At 39.0% G+C, this 15,174-nt stretch carries 16 protein-coding genes; 15 read left to right on the top strand and 1 reads right to left on the bottom strand.

What is annotated here, in order from left to right; all coding sequences use genetic code 11:
- Positions 1-9 precede the first annotated feature (9 nt).
- From Vgang_RS16610 to Vgang_RS16640, 7 genes are all read left to right on the top strand, one after another.
- On the top strand, positions 10-297 hold the full coding sequence (locus tag Vgang_RS16610) for a hypothetical protein (RefSeq protein WP_105903705.1): 288 nt from the start codon (positions 10-12) through the stop codon (positions 295-297).
- A 155-nt stretch (positions 298-452) separates the two neighbouring features.
- Positions 453-1,121 (top strand): hypothetical protein, encoded by a 669-nt coding sequence (locus Vgang_RS16615; protein ID WP_105903706.1) that lies wholly within the window; start codon positions 453-455, stop codon positions 1,119-1,121.
- A gap of 70 nt (positions 1,122-1,191) precedes the next feature.
- Complete coding sequence (locus tag Vgang_RS16620; protein ID WP_105903707.1) at positions 1,192-1,455, top strand: hypothetical protein; 264 nt, start codon at positions 1,192-1,194, stop codon at positions 1,453-1,455.
- A gap of 37 nt (positions 1,456-1,492) precedes the next feature.
- Positions 1,493-1,621 (top strand): hypothetical protein, encoded by a 129-nt coding sequence (locus Vgang_RS16625; protein WP_264923662.1) that lies wholly within the window; start codon positions 1,493-1,495, stop codon positions 1,619-1,621.
- 283 nt (positions 1,622-1,904) lie between these two features.
- Positions 1,905-2,231, top strand: a complete 327-nt coding sequence (locus Vgang_RS16630) for a hypothetical protein (RefSeq protein WP_105903708.1) — start codon at positions 1,905-1,907, stop codon at positions 2,229-2,231.
- Between the two features lie 91 nt (positions 2,232-2,322).
- Positions 2,323-2,580: a hypothetical protein gene (locus Vgang_RS16635; protein WP_105903709.1), complete on the top strand. Its 258-nt coding sequence runs from the start codon at positions 2,323-2,325 to the stop codon at positions 2,578-2,580.
- A gap of 134 nt (positions 2,581-2,714) precedes the next feature.
- On the top strand, positions 2,715-4,310 hold the full coding sequence (locus tag Vgang_RS16640) for a DUF4942 domain-containing protein (protein ID WP_157946059.1): 1,596 nt from the start codon (positions 2,715-2,717) through the stop codon (positions 4,308-4,310).
- A gap of 377 nt (positions 4,311-4,687) precedes the next feature.
- On the opposite strand, the gene Vgang_RS16645 is transcribed toward Vgang_RS16640, so the two are convergent.
- Positions 4,688-5,671 (bottom strand): integron integrase, encoded by a 984-nt coding sequence (locus tag Vgang_RS16645; RefSeq protein WP_105903798.1) that lies wholly within the window; start codon positions 5,669-5,671, stop codon positions 4,688-4,690.
- Positions 5,672-6,202: 531 nt separating this feature from the next.
- Between Vgang_RS16645 and Vgang_RS16650 the strand changes: the two genes are divergently transcribed.
- The 8 genes from Vgang_RS16650 to Vgang_RS16700 all read left to right on the top strand — a co-directional run bounded on the left by Vgang_RS16650 (position 6,203) and on the right by Vgang_RS16700 (position 15,145).
- Entirely contained in the window at positions 6,203-6,859 is a 657-nt protein-coding gene (locus Vgang_RS16650; protein WP_063866460.1) for a quinolone resistance pentapeptide repeat protein QnrVC7, read from the top strand.
- Positions 6,860-7,020: 161 nt separating this feature from the next.
- Positions 7,021-7,344, top strand: a complete 324-nt coding sequence (locus Vgang_RS16655) for a hypothetical protein (protein ID WP_000045524.1) — start codon at positions 7,021-7,023, stop codon at positions 7,342-7,344.
- Between the two features lie 148 nt (positions 7,345-7,492).
- Complete coding sequence (fos, locus tag Vgang_RS16665) at positions 7,493-7,891, top strand: FosG/FosC2-related fosfomycin resistance glutathione transferase (RefSeq protein ID WP_105903561.1); 399 nt, start codon at positions 7,493-7,495, stop codon at positions 7,889-7,891.
- Positions 7,892-8,036: 145 nt separating this feature from the next.
- The gene (locus Vgang_RS16675) at positions 8,037-8,579 is read left to right on the top strand and encodes a GNAT family N-acetyltransferase (RefSeq protein ID WP_045594165.1); all 543 of its coding nucleotides are present in this window, start codon (positions 8,037-8,039) and stop codon (positions 8,577-8,579) included.
- A 674-nt stretch (positions 8,580-9,253) separates the two neighbouring features.
- Positions 9,254-10,360, top strand: a complete 1,107-nt coding sequence (locus tag Vgang_RS16685) for an AAA family ATPase (protein WP_105903559.1) — start codon at positions 9,254-9,256, stop codon at positions 10,358-10,360.
- Between the two features lie 83 nt (positions 10,361-10,443).
- A complete protein-coding gene (locus tag Vgang_RS16690) occupies positions 10,444-11,559 on the top strand; it encodes a DUF3150 domain-containing protein (RefSeq protein ID WP_105903558.1) in 1,116 nt (371 codons plus the stop codon).
- 65 nt (positions 11,560-11,624) lie between these two features.
- Complete coding sequence (locus Vgang_RS16695) at positions 11,625-13,493, top strand: vWA domain-containing protein (RefSeq protein ID WP_264923664.1); 1,869 nt, start codon at positions 11,625-11,627, stop codon at positions 13,491-13,493.
- Positions 13,494-14,077: 584 nt separating this feature from the next.
- The gene (locus Vgang_RS16700; protein ID WP_105903555.1) at positions 14,078-15,145 is read left to right on the top strand and encodes a lambda-exonuclease family protein; all 1,068 of its coding nucleotides are present in this window, start codon (positions 14,078-14,080) and stop codon (positions 15,143-15,145) included.
- Positions 15,146-15,174: the final 29 nt, after the last annotated feature.

The following is a 15,174-nucleotide window of genomic DNA, read 5'->3' on the forward strand; positions in this document are numbered from 1 at the left end:
GGTGGTTATATGAAATTCATCTTTATTGGAAAGTATTTTCGTGACTTGTTACGTGATGCTATTAAATTCAATGACAACGCTTTCTTATCGTTTAACGGTAAGGACTTGGTATTGGAGACAGAAAACGGTTTCTCAGTTCGTTCAGAGCTGGTGGAATCGGTTGATGGTGATGCGGTTAAAACAACATTCAAGAAAGAACTTAATAAAGCTGAACTTTTAACTGAATTAAAGGAAGCTAAATCAGTTCTAATTGAGTTAACCAACCAAAGTATAGCCATCAAATCTCTTACCTACTAAGCCACACTCAAGCCATCTTTTAGGCTTTCCATTCGTCTTATTAGACAAGCTAACTAATACCAACTTGCAATCGACAGCAGAACCATTTTTTAAATGGTTTTGTTCTTGTCGTGCGCATAAACCCGCGTTTTACGCAATTCAAAAAGGAAATAACTATGAAAACACTATTCGAACAAATGGTTGAAGCATCCGTTCAGTACCCGTTAATGACTCGCTTTACAGAAGATCTGTTTGAGATTGATAGAGATATTATCGAAAACGATTCGGTAGTAGGCGATAAATATATTTGGATACTGAAAGGAAATGGAGCTGGTACATGGCTCTATCGCTTAAACAGTAAAATTGGAATAGAAATGCTTGAGTACACGATAAAGAATGAACCTGAGTCATCAGAGTTCTTTTGGCTGCATAATAATGGAGATCAAAAATCCATTTTGCAGCACATATCGAGAAGCCACGCATTAAGCTTGGCCAAAGCACAGGTATTAACTAACCGAGAACCTAGAAGAAGAAATTTGGGCTCTCAAATCACTCATTGTTTAAACATTTCAGATCCAAAATGTTCGTTAATTGCGAATCCAAAGGTCTTAATGTTAGCAAGCCAAAAGGGGAAGGTAACAATAACACTAAATAAGCTTGTTCGAGATGTCGCAATTATTACGGTATCAGGGCAGTTTGGGAATAAGTTTGAGATCAGACACATCCTTGATTTAGTGGACTTTGTTGACTCAGACAGATACGAATCTATCAGAGGTATGCTGAACAAGCCGCAGCATTTTGTGTGTGACGGTCGTTCTTATGCCTATCCCTGCACAGTACAGTAAGTAATTTAATAACAAACCTACGGGGCAATTCCCGTAGGGGAGTTGCCTCTTTTTAATTAAAGAGGAACAAATGAAAGCAAAATTCAACGCTTTGAAAAAGGCAATTTCAATACGAATTGCCGCTTTTGTTCATTTTATTCGAAAAATTGCTGGCGCATTGAAAAATGCAAAAGCAGCTATCGGTGTCCACTTGGGGAACTTGGGAGTAGCTGGATATACCGGTGCTTATACATCGGCTATATCATCAGATTTTGATTTTAACCAACAGTTTTATTTGTTGCTGGGATCAGGTGTGATATTTACGCTACTTGCCATCATTTCTTCAAAAGACTAAAATGTGAACAATGGCTCATTGAAGCTAAGGACAGAATATGACAGCTTTATATGTTGTAATGGGTGTTGCGTTAACAATTGGCTTACTTGCCATTGCATCACCTTACATAGAAAAAAAGTTGATAATAGTTGAGAAAAAACTTCTCGATTACGCTAACGAAAAGTAATACTGAAAAAGCCCGCATTCGTGCGGGCTTTTTTTGTTTAATTGAAATCATTTAAACCTTATGAGATATTAACGACTCAACACTCACTTCTCTCTCGGGCACTCTTAGAGAAGCGTTTTAGCCCATACCACCAGCCATTCTCGGCAACTCTTTTCGTCCACCTTGGACAAACCAATACCAGACTATTCAACCATTAAACCAATCAGCTTTTTGCTGTGGCTTATTGCGTCTTGAAACCACCTATTGAGCATTTATTGCTCAACTTAGTTAAAAGGAAATAACCATGTTTAACAAACACTATCTAGTGAATGTACGGATTCAAATCTCTGATATTGAGTTCGATACAGACGTTATCATTAAAGCCCCGTCTTCTGATGAGGCTCGTGAATATGCTATCTATTTAGAATCAAAATCACCTCGTAGACTCAAATGGGTCGAGGATGGTGCAATTGATATGGATGGAAAAATCAAACTAAGCACAAGCTTTAAAACAATCGAGTCACATCATTTAACCGCACTGAGGAAGAATTTCATAACATGGAATTTCTGCCAAAGCGACTTAAATAACTGTGGTAACTACCTTGAATATAAAGCGCTAATTAAGAAATAACTTAATCAGCAAAGTATTCACAACCCTAAAGGGACATTTCCCTGCAGGGAAATTCCTTTTGATAATAACAAACGCAAAAAAAGGAAACACTATGGCAATTCTTACACCACGACTAAGAGAAGCAAAAATCGAAATAGATTTAGATGGCGAGCACGGCAATGTTTTTGTGCTGATCTCGGTAGCTAATAACCTCACAAAAAAGCTCGGCATAACTACCAACGTAGGGGAGATTATGCGATGCGGTACTTATGAAGATGCTGTGAGAGTTTTCGATGTGTTCTTTGGTGAGTATGTAAATATTCGAACTAGGAACCCTGAGCGATTTACATTGAATCTAGGGGATAACTAAACCCGCGCAGAGCGCAAATCTAACCGGTAATAACTAACCAAACTTTAACCACTAAAACCCTAAAGGGATCTCATTCTCATTAGGGTGAGATTCCTTTTCAAATGCGCTACGCGCCAAGCAAAAGGAAACTAACTATGACAACTGCATTAGCAAACATAAAATTCAATATTGATTTAGGTAATGAACAACTCAACAAAACTGCATTAGCAGTGAATGGTGGGATCATTGAACATCAATTCATCATGTACAAACAACGCTTAGAGCAAATTGAATGGTTTTACCAAAATCAAAGTTGCTTTGAGAGTGTGTATAAATACATTTCTAGCCAAACCTACAGCTTTTTTGCAAACAAAATAGAAGTAGCGCTGGAACAATTAAAAGTGTCTTCTTGGAAGGAGTTACTTCACACAACCGGATTGTATGACGTTCTGCCAAATCAACGAAAAAAGGAATGGGAAAACCAAGAAGAATGGGTTGATTTTAATGAGGAAAACATTAAATCCACTTTGTTCGCCCTACTTAAAGAGCAAGGTAAATTCACCGCAGAAAAGATTGATGGATGCTTTAAAAGCCTTTCTAAAGAGCATATCACCAACCGACCAGAGGGATTCTATAAACGCTGCATCTTCGCGTTAGATAGAAATAACGGGGGGTGGCATGATTATCTCAGTGGGATGGTGGATTGCATTCATGATTTTAGAGCAGTGATTTTGCTTTTAACAAACCGAAACACCAAACTTTTTACCGTATATCATACTCGTCAGTTATTAGACACTGTACCGCATGATGGACAATGGTATGAAATGGATGGTGGTACGTGGAAAATTAGACGCTATTTGAAAGGAACATGTCATATTGAATTTCACCCCGAGATCGCATGGCAGCTCAATTCAATATTAGCAACAATATATGGGGCAGCGATCCCACACAAGCACCGTCAACCAAAGAAAGAGAAGCAATCAAAAGTGGTTATCCTACGCGATGACTATTTAACGGTTGAAGTTCTTAATGCGTTAAATGAATTTACGCACAAGGGTTACAGTGCATGTAAGAGATCGAATAGCGGAGCATACCTGCTATTTATAGCTACACACAACAAAGACAAGCACCTAATTAAAGAGCTTGAACGTGTTCTTCAGTTAATCGGTGGGGTAAAAGCTCGTTCTATAAAAGCCCAGACGGCTTTTGAGTTTGAATATAATCCTGTCGATATACTGAATGAAATCCAACGAATTGGTTGTATTCCTGATAAATTGTCACATCAGTTTTATCCAACCAATCAAGTTCTTGCTATGGAAGCCGTTGTTCTGGCCGACATTAAGGACGGTGATGCTGTTCTCGAACCAAGCGCAGGGCAGGGAGGGATTGCAAAATTCTTACCGGCAAATGCCACTCTCATTGAAGCAAGTAAACTTCATTGTGCAATATTGAGAGGAATGGGTTTTGAGAATGTAATGGAAGCAGATTTTGTCACTTATGCCAAAAACACTTCTGATTACTATGATGCAATAGTTATGAATCCTCCATTCAGCGAGGGGCGAGCGGAATTGCATTTGAATTTAGCACTGTCATTACTGAAAGCTGGTGGCCGACTATCGGCAATTTTGCCGGTTTCAGCAAGAAACTATAAATTACCTGATGGATTTGATTACGAATATTCAAGTGATAGGAATAATCAATTCGATGGTACTAGCGTCTCTGTTGTCATTTTAAAGGCAACGAGACAATAAACAAAAGCCCAATCAATTCATTTTGATTGGGCTTTTTTGTGACCTAATTGTATGTGATTGAAGCATCGCTTTCCCTCTAATCCACATTCAGGAACAAGGTGATAAACAAGGGATGACACGAAAAGAAGCAATCCGATAGGAAATCCGATTAAAGGATGAACCATCATTCCTCTTGTGAGAGAGTAATAAAGTCTCATACCAAGTAATAAAGATTCATACTTAGTATTAAAGTATCATACTAAAATGGCAGCGATCGCAATCGATACGCTGCCATTCCTAAATCGAAAATGCCCCAAAGCAATTTAGATTGTTTACTCCACTCAAGTATCTGTTCCAAATAAGCCCTAATTTTTGTTATGTTTGGTTCATGGCAAGGATCATTGGTTTTCCTTATAGTTTTCAATAAAGATTTTATTTAGTGGGCTTACAGTACCCGCAAAATGTTCGCCAATAACATGGGTATAGATTTGTGTCGTCGCTACATCTGAATGTCCTAATAGCTCTTGGACTGTACGAATATCTTGCCCCGAGCGCAGCAGTTCGGTAGCGAAGCTATGACGGAAGGTATGGCATGTTATTCGTTTATTAAAGATTTTAGCCTGTTGCACCGCTCGTTTGAGAGCCTTTCTTGGTGCAGAATCGTGTAAATGATGCCGACAAAGCTGATTAGTCAGTGGGTGCCGACAGATGCTTAAAGAAGGAAAGATAAACATCCAAGCAATTTGTTTAAAAGCGTTCGGGTACTTTTTACCAAGGGCGTGTGGAAGCGAGGGACCGATGCCTTGTTTGATATCTTCTTCTTGTATTTTTGACGCTTTCTGAATTTGCAATTGAAGAGAACCAATTAACGTTGGGCTAAGTAAAGTTACGCGATCTTTTTTCCCTTTCCCATCTCGCACGGTTAAAGATAGGTTTTGTAAATCAAGATCTTGAACTCTAATTCTCAAACACTCATTAACTCTAAGTCCAGAACCATACAACAGAGAAAAAATGATGTGATTAACACCAGAAAGGTGTGACAGTATCAGTTGGACTTCATTTGGCGTAAGTACGCTCGGAACCTTGCGCTGCTTTTTAGCATAAGTAAAACCTAGATCACCAAGCGGTCTTTGTAAAAACTGGTTGTAAAGGAACGCAATCGCATTAAGCGCGACTTTTTGAGTGTTGATAGCGACGTGTTGTTCATTAGCAAGATAAGACAGATAGGCTGTTACCTCAGTCGTTCCCATATCTTGAGGATGCTTTAGCTTATTAAAGCGAATGAAGTATTTTATCCAGTATATATAGGCCTTTTCTGTTTTGAGGCTATAGCCTCGCATTCGCATGTGTCTACGGATTTCTTCAATGAATTTGCTTGCCATTTCCCACCTCCCAAAACTGTTTTTTTATACAGTTTATTGGTGTTAGAAGGAGTTTGAGTATGAAAAATGGCTTGTTTTATCAGGAGTAGTGGCTCATTTTGTCGGCAGAGCAATTAGTAAGTCGTTGTTAATAGGTAAGTTGAAGCAAGAACTCCCCAAGATAACATGCCACGTAAAAAGTGATAACAGGCCGGCTCGTTTTTATGTGAAGGTAAAATAATAAAATTTATGTATATTCTTTATTTTTTAATGGTTTATGTTAGATTGATTGTAAGTTAGGTTGGAGGGAAAACGAGCCGGCCTGTTATTAAGAATGTTATGTGTTTTTCTTGTAAGCGCCGTAATTGAACAAAACTTTTTTCTAGCCATGCGGCGTGGGTAGATCAAAAATCAGCGCCTTAGAGCGTCAATTTGGCGCCTTATTTTTGTGATTTTAAGTGGTTGCAAGTTGCTGTTTTTAAGGTGTTTATTTTTCTTGAGAACTGGTTGGTAAATGTTAGTCTTCGACTCAAATAAAAAGAGGGCTACAAAATGGATAAAACAGACCAGTTATATGTACAAGCTGACTTTTCACATCAAGACTTGAGTGGTCAGTATTTTAAAAATTGCAAATTTTTCTGCTGTTCCTTTAAACGGGCAAACCTCCGCGATACACAATTTGTAGATTGTTCTTTCATTGAACGAGGAGAATTAGAGGGGTGTGATTTTTCTTACTCGGATCTTAGAGACGCATCTTTTAAAAACTGCAGTCTTTCAATGTCGTATTTCAAAGGTGCAAATTGTTTTGGTATCGAGTTCAGAGAGTGCGATTTAAAGGGGGCAAATTTTGCTCAAGCTAGCTTCATGAATCAGGTATCGAACAGAATGTATTTTTGTTCAGCCTATATAACAGGTTGTAATCTGTCATACGCAAATTTTGAAAGGCAGTGTATCGAAAAGTGTGATTTGTTTGAGAATAGATGGATTGGTGCAAATTTGAGTGGGACATCATTTAAAGAGTCTGATTTAAGTCGGGGAGTATTTTCTGAAGGGTGCTGGAGCCAGTGTAGGTTGCAAGGTTGTGATTTGAGCCACTCGGAGCTGTATGGTTTAGACCCCCGGAAAGTTGACCTTACAGGTGTAAAAATCTGTTCGTGGCAACAAGAACAACTTTTAGAGCAATTAGGTTTAATAGTAGTACCTGACTAAATTTGATGGTTTGAACACACACATAACAAACGCCTCAAGAGGGACTGTCAACGCGTGGCGTTCCCAGTCCCAATGAGCTGTGGTGGTTACGGTTGTAAATTTAAGCCGTGCGGTAGCGTTGCCAGCCCCTTAGGCGGGCGTTATAGCAAAGGAGATAAACGTTGAGTAAGTCAATATTAATAGGTTCGTTAGTGATAGGAGCTGCTGTTTTAGCTAGTCCATTTATATTTGATAAGGTAAAAACAGAGCAGCTAAAAGCTGAGAGGCAGGAAACTGCCAAACAAACCGAAATCGCAGACGTTATAGGCTTAGGTAATGCTGCTGATATTTATTTGCTAGAAACTGGTAAATGTCCGGAAAAAGGGGAGGACTTACTGGGGAAAGTTATCAAAAGATTACCTCGCGATAGGTATGGCCTTGACTATATTACTAACGGTGATTGTAAGTTTGAGTCTACTAGTGGAATTAATTCAGAGAGTTATTGAATATTTGCTATAACAAACTGTTTAAGAGGGATTTGCAACGCGTGGCATTTTTACTATGCGTAGGGTTTAGTGTTTAAGGTGTTATGCGGCGACTTCGGTATTGCGTTGCTCACCCCTTAACAGGGCGTTATGTTTACGGGAGAAAATGGTGATTTTAGGACTCAATCATATAACCATTGCAGTTAGTGACTTAGAGCGCTCTCTTAAGTTTTATCGGGAGACGTTGGGATTCACTGCTCACGCTAAGTGGGACAACGGGGCTTATTTGTCAGTAGGTGAACTCTGGTTTTGCCTTTCTCACGATGAACCTTGCCCCAAAACCGACTATACCCACGTAGCCTTTGATATCGAACCAAAAGAATTTGAAGCCTTTGCGAAGCGTGTAGTTTCATTGGGTGTGGAAGTTTGGAAACAGAATAAGAGTGAAGGACAGTCACTTTATATCTTAGACCCGGATGGCCATAAACTAGAGATACACTCTGGCTCCCTTAAAAGCAGGTTAGAATCCCTAAGAACTAAGCCGTATAGTGGACTCGTTTGGCTTTAAACATAACAAACAATTTAAGAGTGATTCAGCACGCTTGGCATTTTTGGTTTGAGTCAAGTTTAGTGATTACGGTGGTAAAATTGAGTGTCGTGGTCGCGTGCTTCACACCTTAATTGGGCGTTAGGCTTCAAGGAGGAAGTTGTTAGTGTTGATATCACAATGGGAATCCAAAAATTTGGTTTTCACTGAGTTTTCAAGTGATGAGGCGGAGCTAGCCAAGTCAATCTTTGACAGTAACTTAAATGTACAAGCAATGGACCCAACGTTTAGGGAATGGTCTATCACCGAGTATGAAAAATTAATAGCTGAAAGCAACAAGTCAAAATTATCTGACGAGCAAGGTGCATTTTACCTAAGAAAAATTAGCACAAAGAAAGGTGAAGTGGTTGGTTACATACAGATAGAGTTTCATGCTCCGTCAACTGGCATACTTTGGCTTCCTATGTTAACTATTCTACCGAGTTTTAAAGGTAAAGGCTTGGGTTCAGAAATAGTTAGTAGTGTTATCGCCGTAGCCTGTGAGTACGCAAATCTACAAAGCGTAGGTTTAAATGTTTATGCAGAAAACATTTCTGCTTTTAGGTTCTGGTATAGACAAGGTTTTACGCAAATTAGAGCTTTCGATCAAGAAATAGAATTCGGCAAAGAATACAATTGCTTAGTGCTATATCGTGAGCTAGAAGCCTAACAAACGCTTTAAGACGGATTCGCAACGCGTGGCATTTGTGGTTTGCGGCAAATTCAATGATTTAGGTGGTATGCGGCAACATCGGTATTGCGTTGCTCACCACTTAAGCGGGCGTTGTTACTTTCCCATACTTCAGTTAATCCGTTACCTCCTAATTTACTAAAATATATAACTCGTTTTTGTCCAAAAACGAGTTTGAAAGCGTTGGTTGGGGCATGATTTTTATAGAGCATTACCAGAGTTCGCTCGACTTGTTGATTTGACCAGTCAATGGCAATTGCTTTTAAACAAAGTCGAAGCCGGTGAGCTTACAAGTAATGATTTTAAATGGAAAGTTAAGCAATTTGTCGATGAAAAAGTTATCGAACTAAAAGCTACGGGGTTGTGAGCTGTATGCCATATTATTACCGTGGTAATAATGCGTACTTGGTTGACAATTACCCACCCCTGTGCAAAATTAAAGACTCAAACACTCACTTCTCTCTCGGGCATTTTAGAGAAGCGTTTTAGCCCATACCACCAGCCATCCTCGGCTAATCTATCCCCTACGGGAAACTCCAATCACACTTATCAACAAATTTTCGCACTATCGAGATCAAAATTAATTTTTGCTCGATGTGTGCTTTGTTGCATTTGTACTACGCGCTTTGCGCAAAATCTAAAGGAAACTAACTATGTTCGATACACAAACAGTAGAGCAATTTGCTCAAGTTCTAGCTAAAACATTGGTGACAGAACAAGCAAAAGCAAATCGTGCTGAGGCCGCGAAATTTTTAGGCTACCAAGGCACCTCCAACAAGCAAACAATTGAAAAAGTTTCGGCAAATTCATTGTTTGAGATACTAGATGAACCATTTAATGAAAGCGTTAACATTAAAGTCAGAAAGTGGTCATTACCGCACGTTGCAGTTCCTTCAATCAAAGAGAATTATTTCTTCAGAAAAGATCTCCTTGTAGAAGTAAATGCACTTGTATTACAGCCTAGAAAATATGGTTTATTTTTAACAGGCAAAAAAGGGACAGGTAAAAGCTCCATTATTGAACAGTATTGCGCTCGAACAGGGCTACCTCTGTATCAAGAAACTGGGAGCTCAACTACTGAATACCTTGATTTATTTGGCACCACCTTACCGACCGTCAGTGGTTCTATTAAGTTTCTCGCAGGGAAGCTTTTTACTGCCATTAAAGAGGGAGGGATTTATCTTCTTGATGAAATTGACATGATGAGTGCTGGCGAACTTGTAAAGCTTAATGAGCTTTTCACTGCTGACAAAATTTATGTTCCTCAAATAGAAGAATGGGTCAATGTACATAAAGACTTCAGATTTGTTGCTACCGGCAACACTAATGGGTCTGGTCTAAGTGGTTCTTATGTTGGTGCAAACGTATTAAACGAGGCGTTTATGGATCGTTTTTACGTTATCGATGTACCTTACATGACGAAGGAACTAGAACAGAAATTCATGGAGTCTGTTGTTTCTGACATAGAGCAGAAATATGGCTTAGCGAAAAACAAAAGTTACCAAAACAAACGAGCGGGGGTTTTACCTCTAGCCTCTCAAATGGTTGAAGTAGCTCGCGCAATTCGCACCTCCGCTGAACAACAAGACCTACCGGTACTGTCATTACGTGGATTAGAACGTTGGATTTTTAAATATCTAACAGGTAAATCCATCCTTGATAGCTTCAAAATTGCTTACGCAAACACTCTGGATGAGCCAACCAAGGAAGCTGTAGTTGAAATTCTGACTACGCACATTCCAACGGTACAAGCCGCTTAATCAACCAGTCCAATATAGTCCAATATTAGCCTCCTTTTCGGGGGCTTTTTCTATCGTGCTTTGCACAAAACTAAGGTGAACTTATGAAAACTACTAAAGATCTAATTCCAGAAGGATACACAGTCTATATTCTGAAAATTTCTAAGTGGACAGCTAAACGAAATCTTCAATCGAGCGACCTAGGTCTGGACAAGCAAATTACTAAACGCTTGGCCTCTCTTGGGACGATGAATACGTTTGATGATGAAACACTAAAACCATTCCGTAATTGGTACTTACAGGCGCACTCATTGTGCAATCAGTTTGGTATTAAATTTGGTGATGGATACTTATTCCCAATTAGTAAAGTTTCTTGGCTTGAATCCCGCTTAACTCAATTGAGTCAAGCATGGAATCAACTCTCGGCTCAAATCGTTGCTTCTTATGAAAATGAGTTGCGTGCATGGGCTGTTGAGGCAGAAAAGGAAATTGAAGGCTTTGGGGAAATCATTTTGCAAAGAGCGTTCTCAAAAGAATATGTGGCTAATCAGTTACAATTCAAATGGCTAACGCTTGACCAAGAAATGAAAAGCCTAGGTTCTGCTTACATTGATGAAATAGCTTCGGCTGCTTGTGATAAACAAGTTGCAATCGAGAAGAAAATGCAAAAAGAAAAAGCAGCAAAGAAAGCCAAAAATGGTTTTTTAACTCGCTTTGATATGCGATTTTATGATTCGATTGTTGATAAGATGAGAGCAAATACCTTACTTGATCCAAGTATCAGCCTCTTGCTTGCAGAAGTAGATGCTGTCTATCGTGCGTACAATGATATACCTGAGAAAGATGCTGTTTCAGATCATCCAGATTTTGTTGCTACGTACTTAAAAACTCTTTCCATTCTTGCAAACCCAAGCCTAATAACCTCTGGTTATTCTGGTAATGGAAAAGCAGCTCATGAAGAATTTGGCGATATAGCATTGCTAAATTTTGATGATGCGGAAGACACCCCACAGCCTGACACTACAGCTTCACATAATTCATCTAAAGAAAGCTCTGGTATCTCGCAAACTAACAACCTTGATGAAATTGAACTATCAGATTTAGATCTCGAAAGCTCAAACAACAAGGAAGAAACCAACGTTAACAATACTGAAAGTGAAGAAGCCGATTTATCAGAAATTGATGAATTAGATACTGATTTGCTTTTTGATATGTTCTAACTCAATTCGCCCCGTTCGGGGCGTTTTACCAATCGTGCGTTGCACAAAACTAAAGGAAACTAACTATGTCAATATTAAAATCATTACCGGTGTTTATTGGTGGGTTGATGAATGAATTTCAAGGCATGAGGCTACTCGTAACCGCTAACCAAGGGGATGCGTACTGTCAAAAGTCTGGAGGTTGTGTTCGTATAAATATTCCACCATTCGATCCGAGTGATGAAACACTAAAATGCGCTGCGTATGCTTACTCAATTCATGAGGCTGGACACGCACGATATACAGATTCAAAAGAGTACAGCAAGGCGGCCAAAAAGTTTGGTCAGCTCGCTGGTTTTTTGAATATCTTTGAAGACTGCTTTATTGAGAAGAAATTATCATTAGATTTTGCAGGTGCCAAAGCGAAGCTAATTTGGCTACGTAAGTATCTAATTGATGATAATACGCTTGATAATGCCTCACAGCTTTCCAATTCATCGTTACTGCATAATTACATATATTGTCGTTCATTCGGCTATTCAGGGTACTTCTCTGTTTATGAGCGCTCTATCGGTATATATGCAGATTGCTTAATCAAGCGCGGGTTTGAAAAAGCAAAATTAGAAAAGTTAAATGAAATACTTTTCGATGTAAGGCTAATCGATGAGACTATTGGCAGTATTATGCTTACCGATAGATTGATCAGTTTTTTTAAAGATCAAGAAGACGATAGCTGCATAGACGAAAAAGCCGATGGTGACACTGACGGTAAAGCCGATGGTGACACTGATGGTAATGCCGATGGTGACACTGATGGTAATGCCGATGGTGACACTGATGGTAATGCCGATGGTGACACTGATGGTAATGCCGATGGTGACACTGATGGTAATGCCGATGGTGATACTGACGGTAAAGCCGATGGTGACACTGATGGTAATGCCGATGGTGATACTGACGGTAAAGCCGATGGTGATACTGACGGTAAAGCCGATGGTGACACTGATGGTAAAGCCGATGGTGATACTGACGGTAAAGCTGGTGGTGATACTGATGGTGATAAGGCAAAGCCTTTTGACCTAAGCAATGCTGTGAATGGTTTTGAAAACAATGGTGAACTTGATGCGGGTAAGGTTCTAAAAGACCTGCTATCACAAGGTGTCGATAATTTCGAAACTATTTCATTGCCTGTAATGCCGCAACTGGTAAGCATTCAAAATTATCCTGTCGTAAGTCAGGCTGCAGATATTATGAATGATGCCAATAAGCTTTCATCTTCTTTAAGGAGATCGCTACACGGTTTAGTCCAGGCTAAATACGCGAAGAAAGTTGGAACCGGCAGAAAGGGCAAGCGTTTAACACAAAATGCAATCGAAAAGTTAACTAGGTTTGATCATAAAGTCTTTAGAACTACAACTGAAGTGGAATGTGAAAGTACGCATTTTCACATACTGATTGATAGCTCTGGGTCAATGGCAGGAACTAGAATAACTCAAACAATTGCATCAACAATGGCAATTTTGGATTCTTTGAAAGTATTCCATCACGTTAAAACATCTGTATATGGGTTTGGTTTTGAAAATACCTATGACGTTGCTGTGTTAAAAACGCCACAGCAAACACAGAGTATATGTTTGAATAACCTTACTCGGTTATGTACACGCGGATGCACACCTTTAGCACAAGCCTTAATGGCAACTCTTGTGCAGGCGCAATCCAGTGGCGACAACCGAAACGTGATTATTCTATTAACTGATGGTCTACCCGATGAGGAAAAGATGACTACTGAAATGATCAGGCAAATCCACAAGGAGCCTAACATTGAAATGTATTCATTAATGATTGATTCTGCCCCTGCAAAGGGAAAGGAAATCTTTGGTGATAATTTCACAGTAGTTAAAACATTAACTGATTTACCGAAAGCAATTTTTGAAATTGCAAAGAAATCAGCGTAAGAACAAAAAGCCCATTCATTTTTGAATGGGCTTTTTATTTTCTCAAATTGTAAAATCAATTAATGTGTGCGATATTAACAACTCAAACACTCACTTCTCTCTCGGGCATTTTAGAGAAGCGTTTTAGCCCATACCACCAGCCATCCTCGGCAAATCAAGTCCAATTGGACAAACAAATAAATAAACCATCAAAACCAATTTACAGCATCAAGCTGTAACTTCTCACGTTTGAACATTGAACTCACTCTTGTCGATTTCAATTTCATTCACTCCAATCTTAACTCTAAACCACAAGGGGCACTTTATGTCTTTTGCGACTTTTTACGTCTATATATCGGAGGCTAGTAAGCATTTGATAGTAGATAAACTAAACCCTAAACATGAACTTCTATCAATGGATAGATACTTCATTAACGAGGTTGAGGTATATCCAACAACTCTCAATGGAAATAAGGCATTCTGTTCGACTGCCTCAATAAAATCATTAACGGCTTATGCGATCAAACATAATTTGAAATATGAATTAGGGCTGATTAAACCGTTTTAATTCAACAACGTGCTTTGCACAAAACTAGGTTATTACTATGGCTAATTTTTTAAACTTAACTCAAGGTACTGATGAGTGGAAACAATGGCGCAGATATGGCATTGGAGCTTCTTTAGCTTCAACGGTCATTGATTGCAATCCATATAAAACTGCATACATCGCTTGGGGGGAAATCTGCGGATTCTGGGATGAACCAGACCTAAGCAGAAACCCGAACGTCATTAGAGGGGATCGCTTTGAGAATGAAGCGAGAATAAAATTCCAAAGAGGTGCAAGAAAGGTATTTGTTCCAACTTGTGTAGTATCTGATCTAGGGTATCCCTATATTGCGTCTTTGGACGGATATAATCAGATTTACAAAGAAGTATTAGAGATCAAATGCCCATCTGAATCTGCTTGGCAAGATATTGTTAAACGAAGAAGATTAAGCCATTCATACCGGCTTTATTACACTCAAGTACAATATCAACTCTTTGTCGTAGGTTGCAAAATCGGATACTTGGCGTTTTATAACGTTGAAACCGAAGAAATTATTTGCTTCAAAATTGAGGCAAATATTGCATATCAAGAATGGCTTGCTGAAAAAGTAAAGGCGTTCTTTGTACTGTGCGAAACAAAACAGCCACCTGAACTTTGTCCTAATAGGGATGTGATCACACCGGATGTTGCTAAGAACATTAGCATATCCAATTGGTTATCAGTTGCGGGAAATTTGGTTGATTTACTTGCAAAACAAAAGAAACTCAATAGTCAGCTTAAAAGCATCAAGGAAGAAATTTCTTATGCTGAATCTGATTTCATTGATTTACTTGGTGGGTTCAAGCAAGGTGAAATAGAAGGCGTAAAATGTTCAATATCCGAAAGAAAAGGTAGAACAGATTACAAGGCCGCCTATGAAGCTTTGGTTAAACAAACTGGTCAAGAGGTTGATATTAAAGGTTTTACAGGGGACATTTCACACTCCTATAGAATCAGTATCAATAAAAAATCTGGTGAGGAAATAACACAGAAGAACATCGAAGACACAAAAAATAGGATCGTAAATCAGCTTAACCTTGTTGGCGAAACTGATGACGACTTTAGTTTAATGGCTAACATGTTCTGAGTTATATGCGGCCATTTGGCCGCCATTTC

The organism is Vibrio gangliei (assembly GCF_026001925.1).
Classification (GTDB): domain Bacteria; phylum Pseudomonadota; class Gammaproteobacteria; order Enterobacterales; family Vibrionaceae; genus Vibrio; species Vibrio gangliei.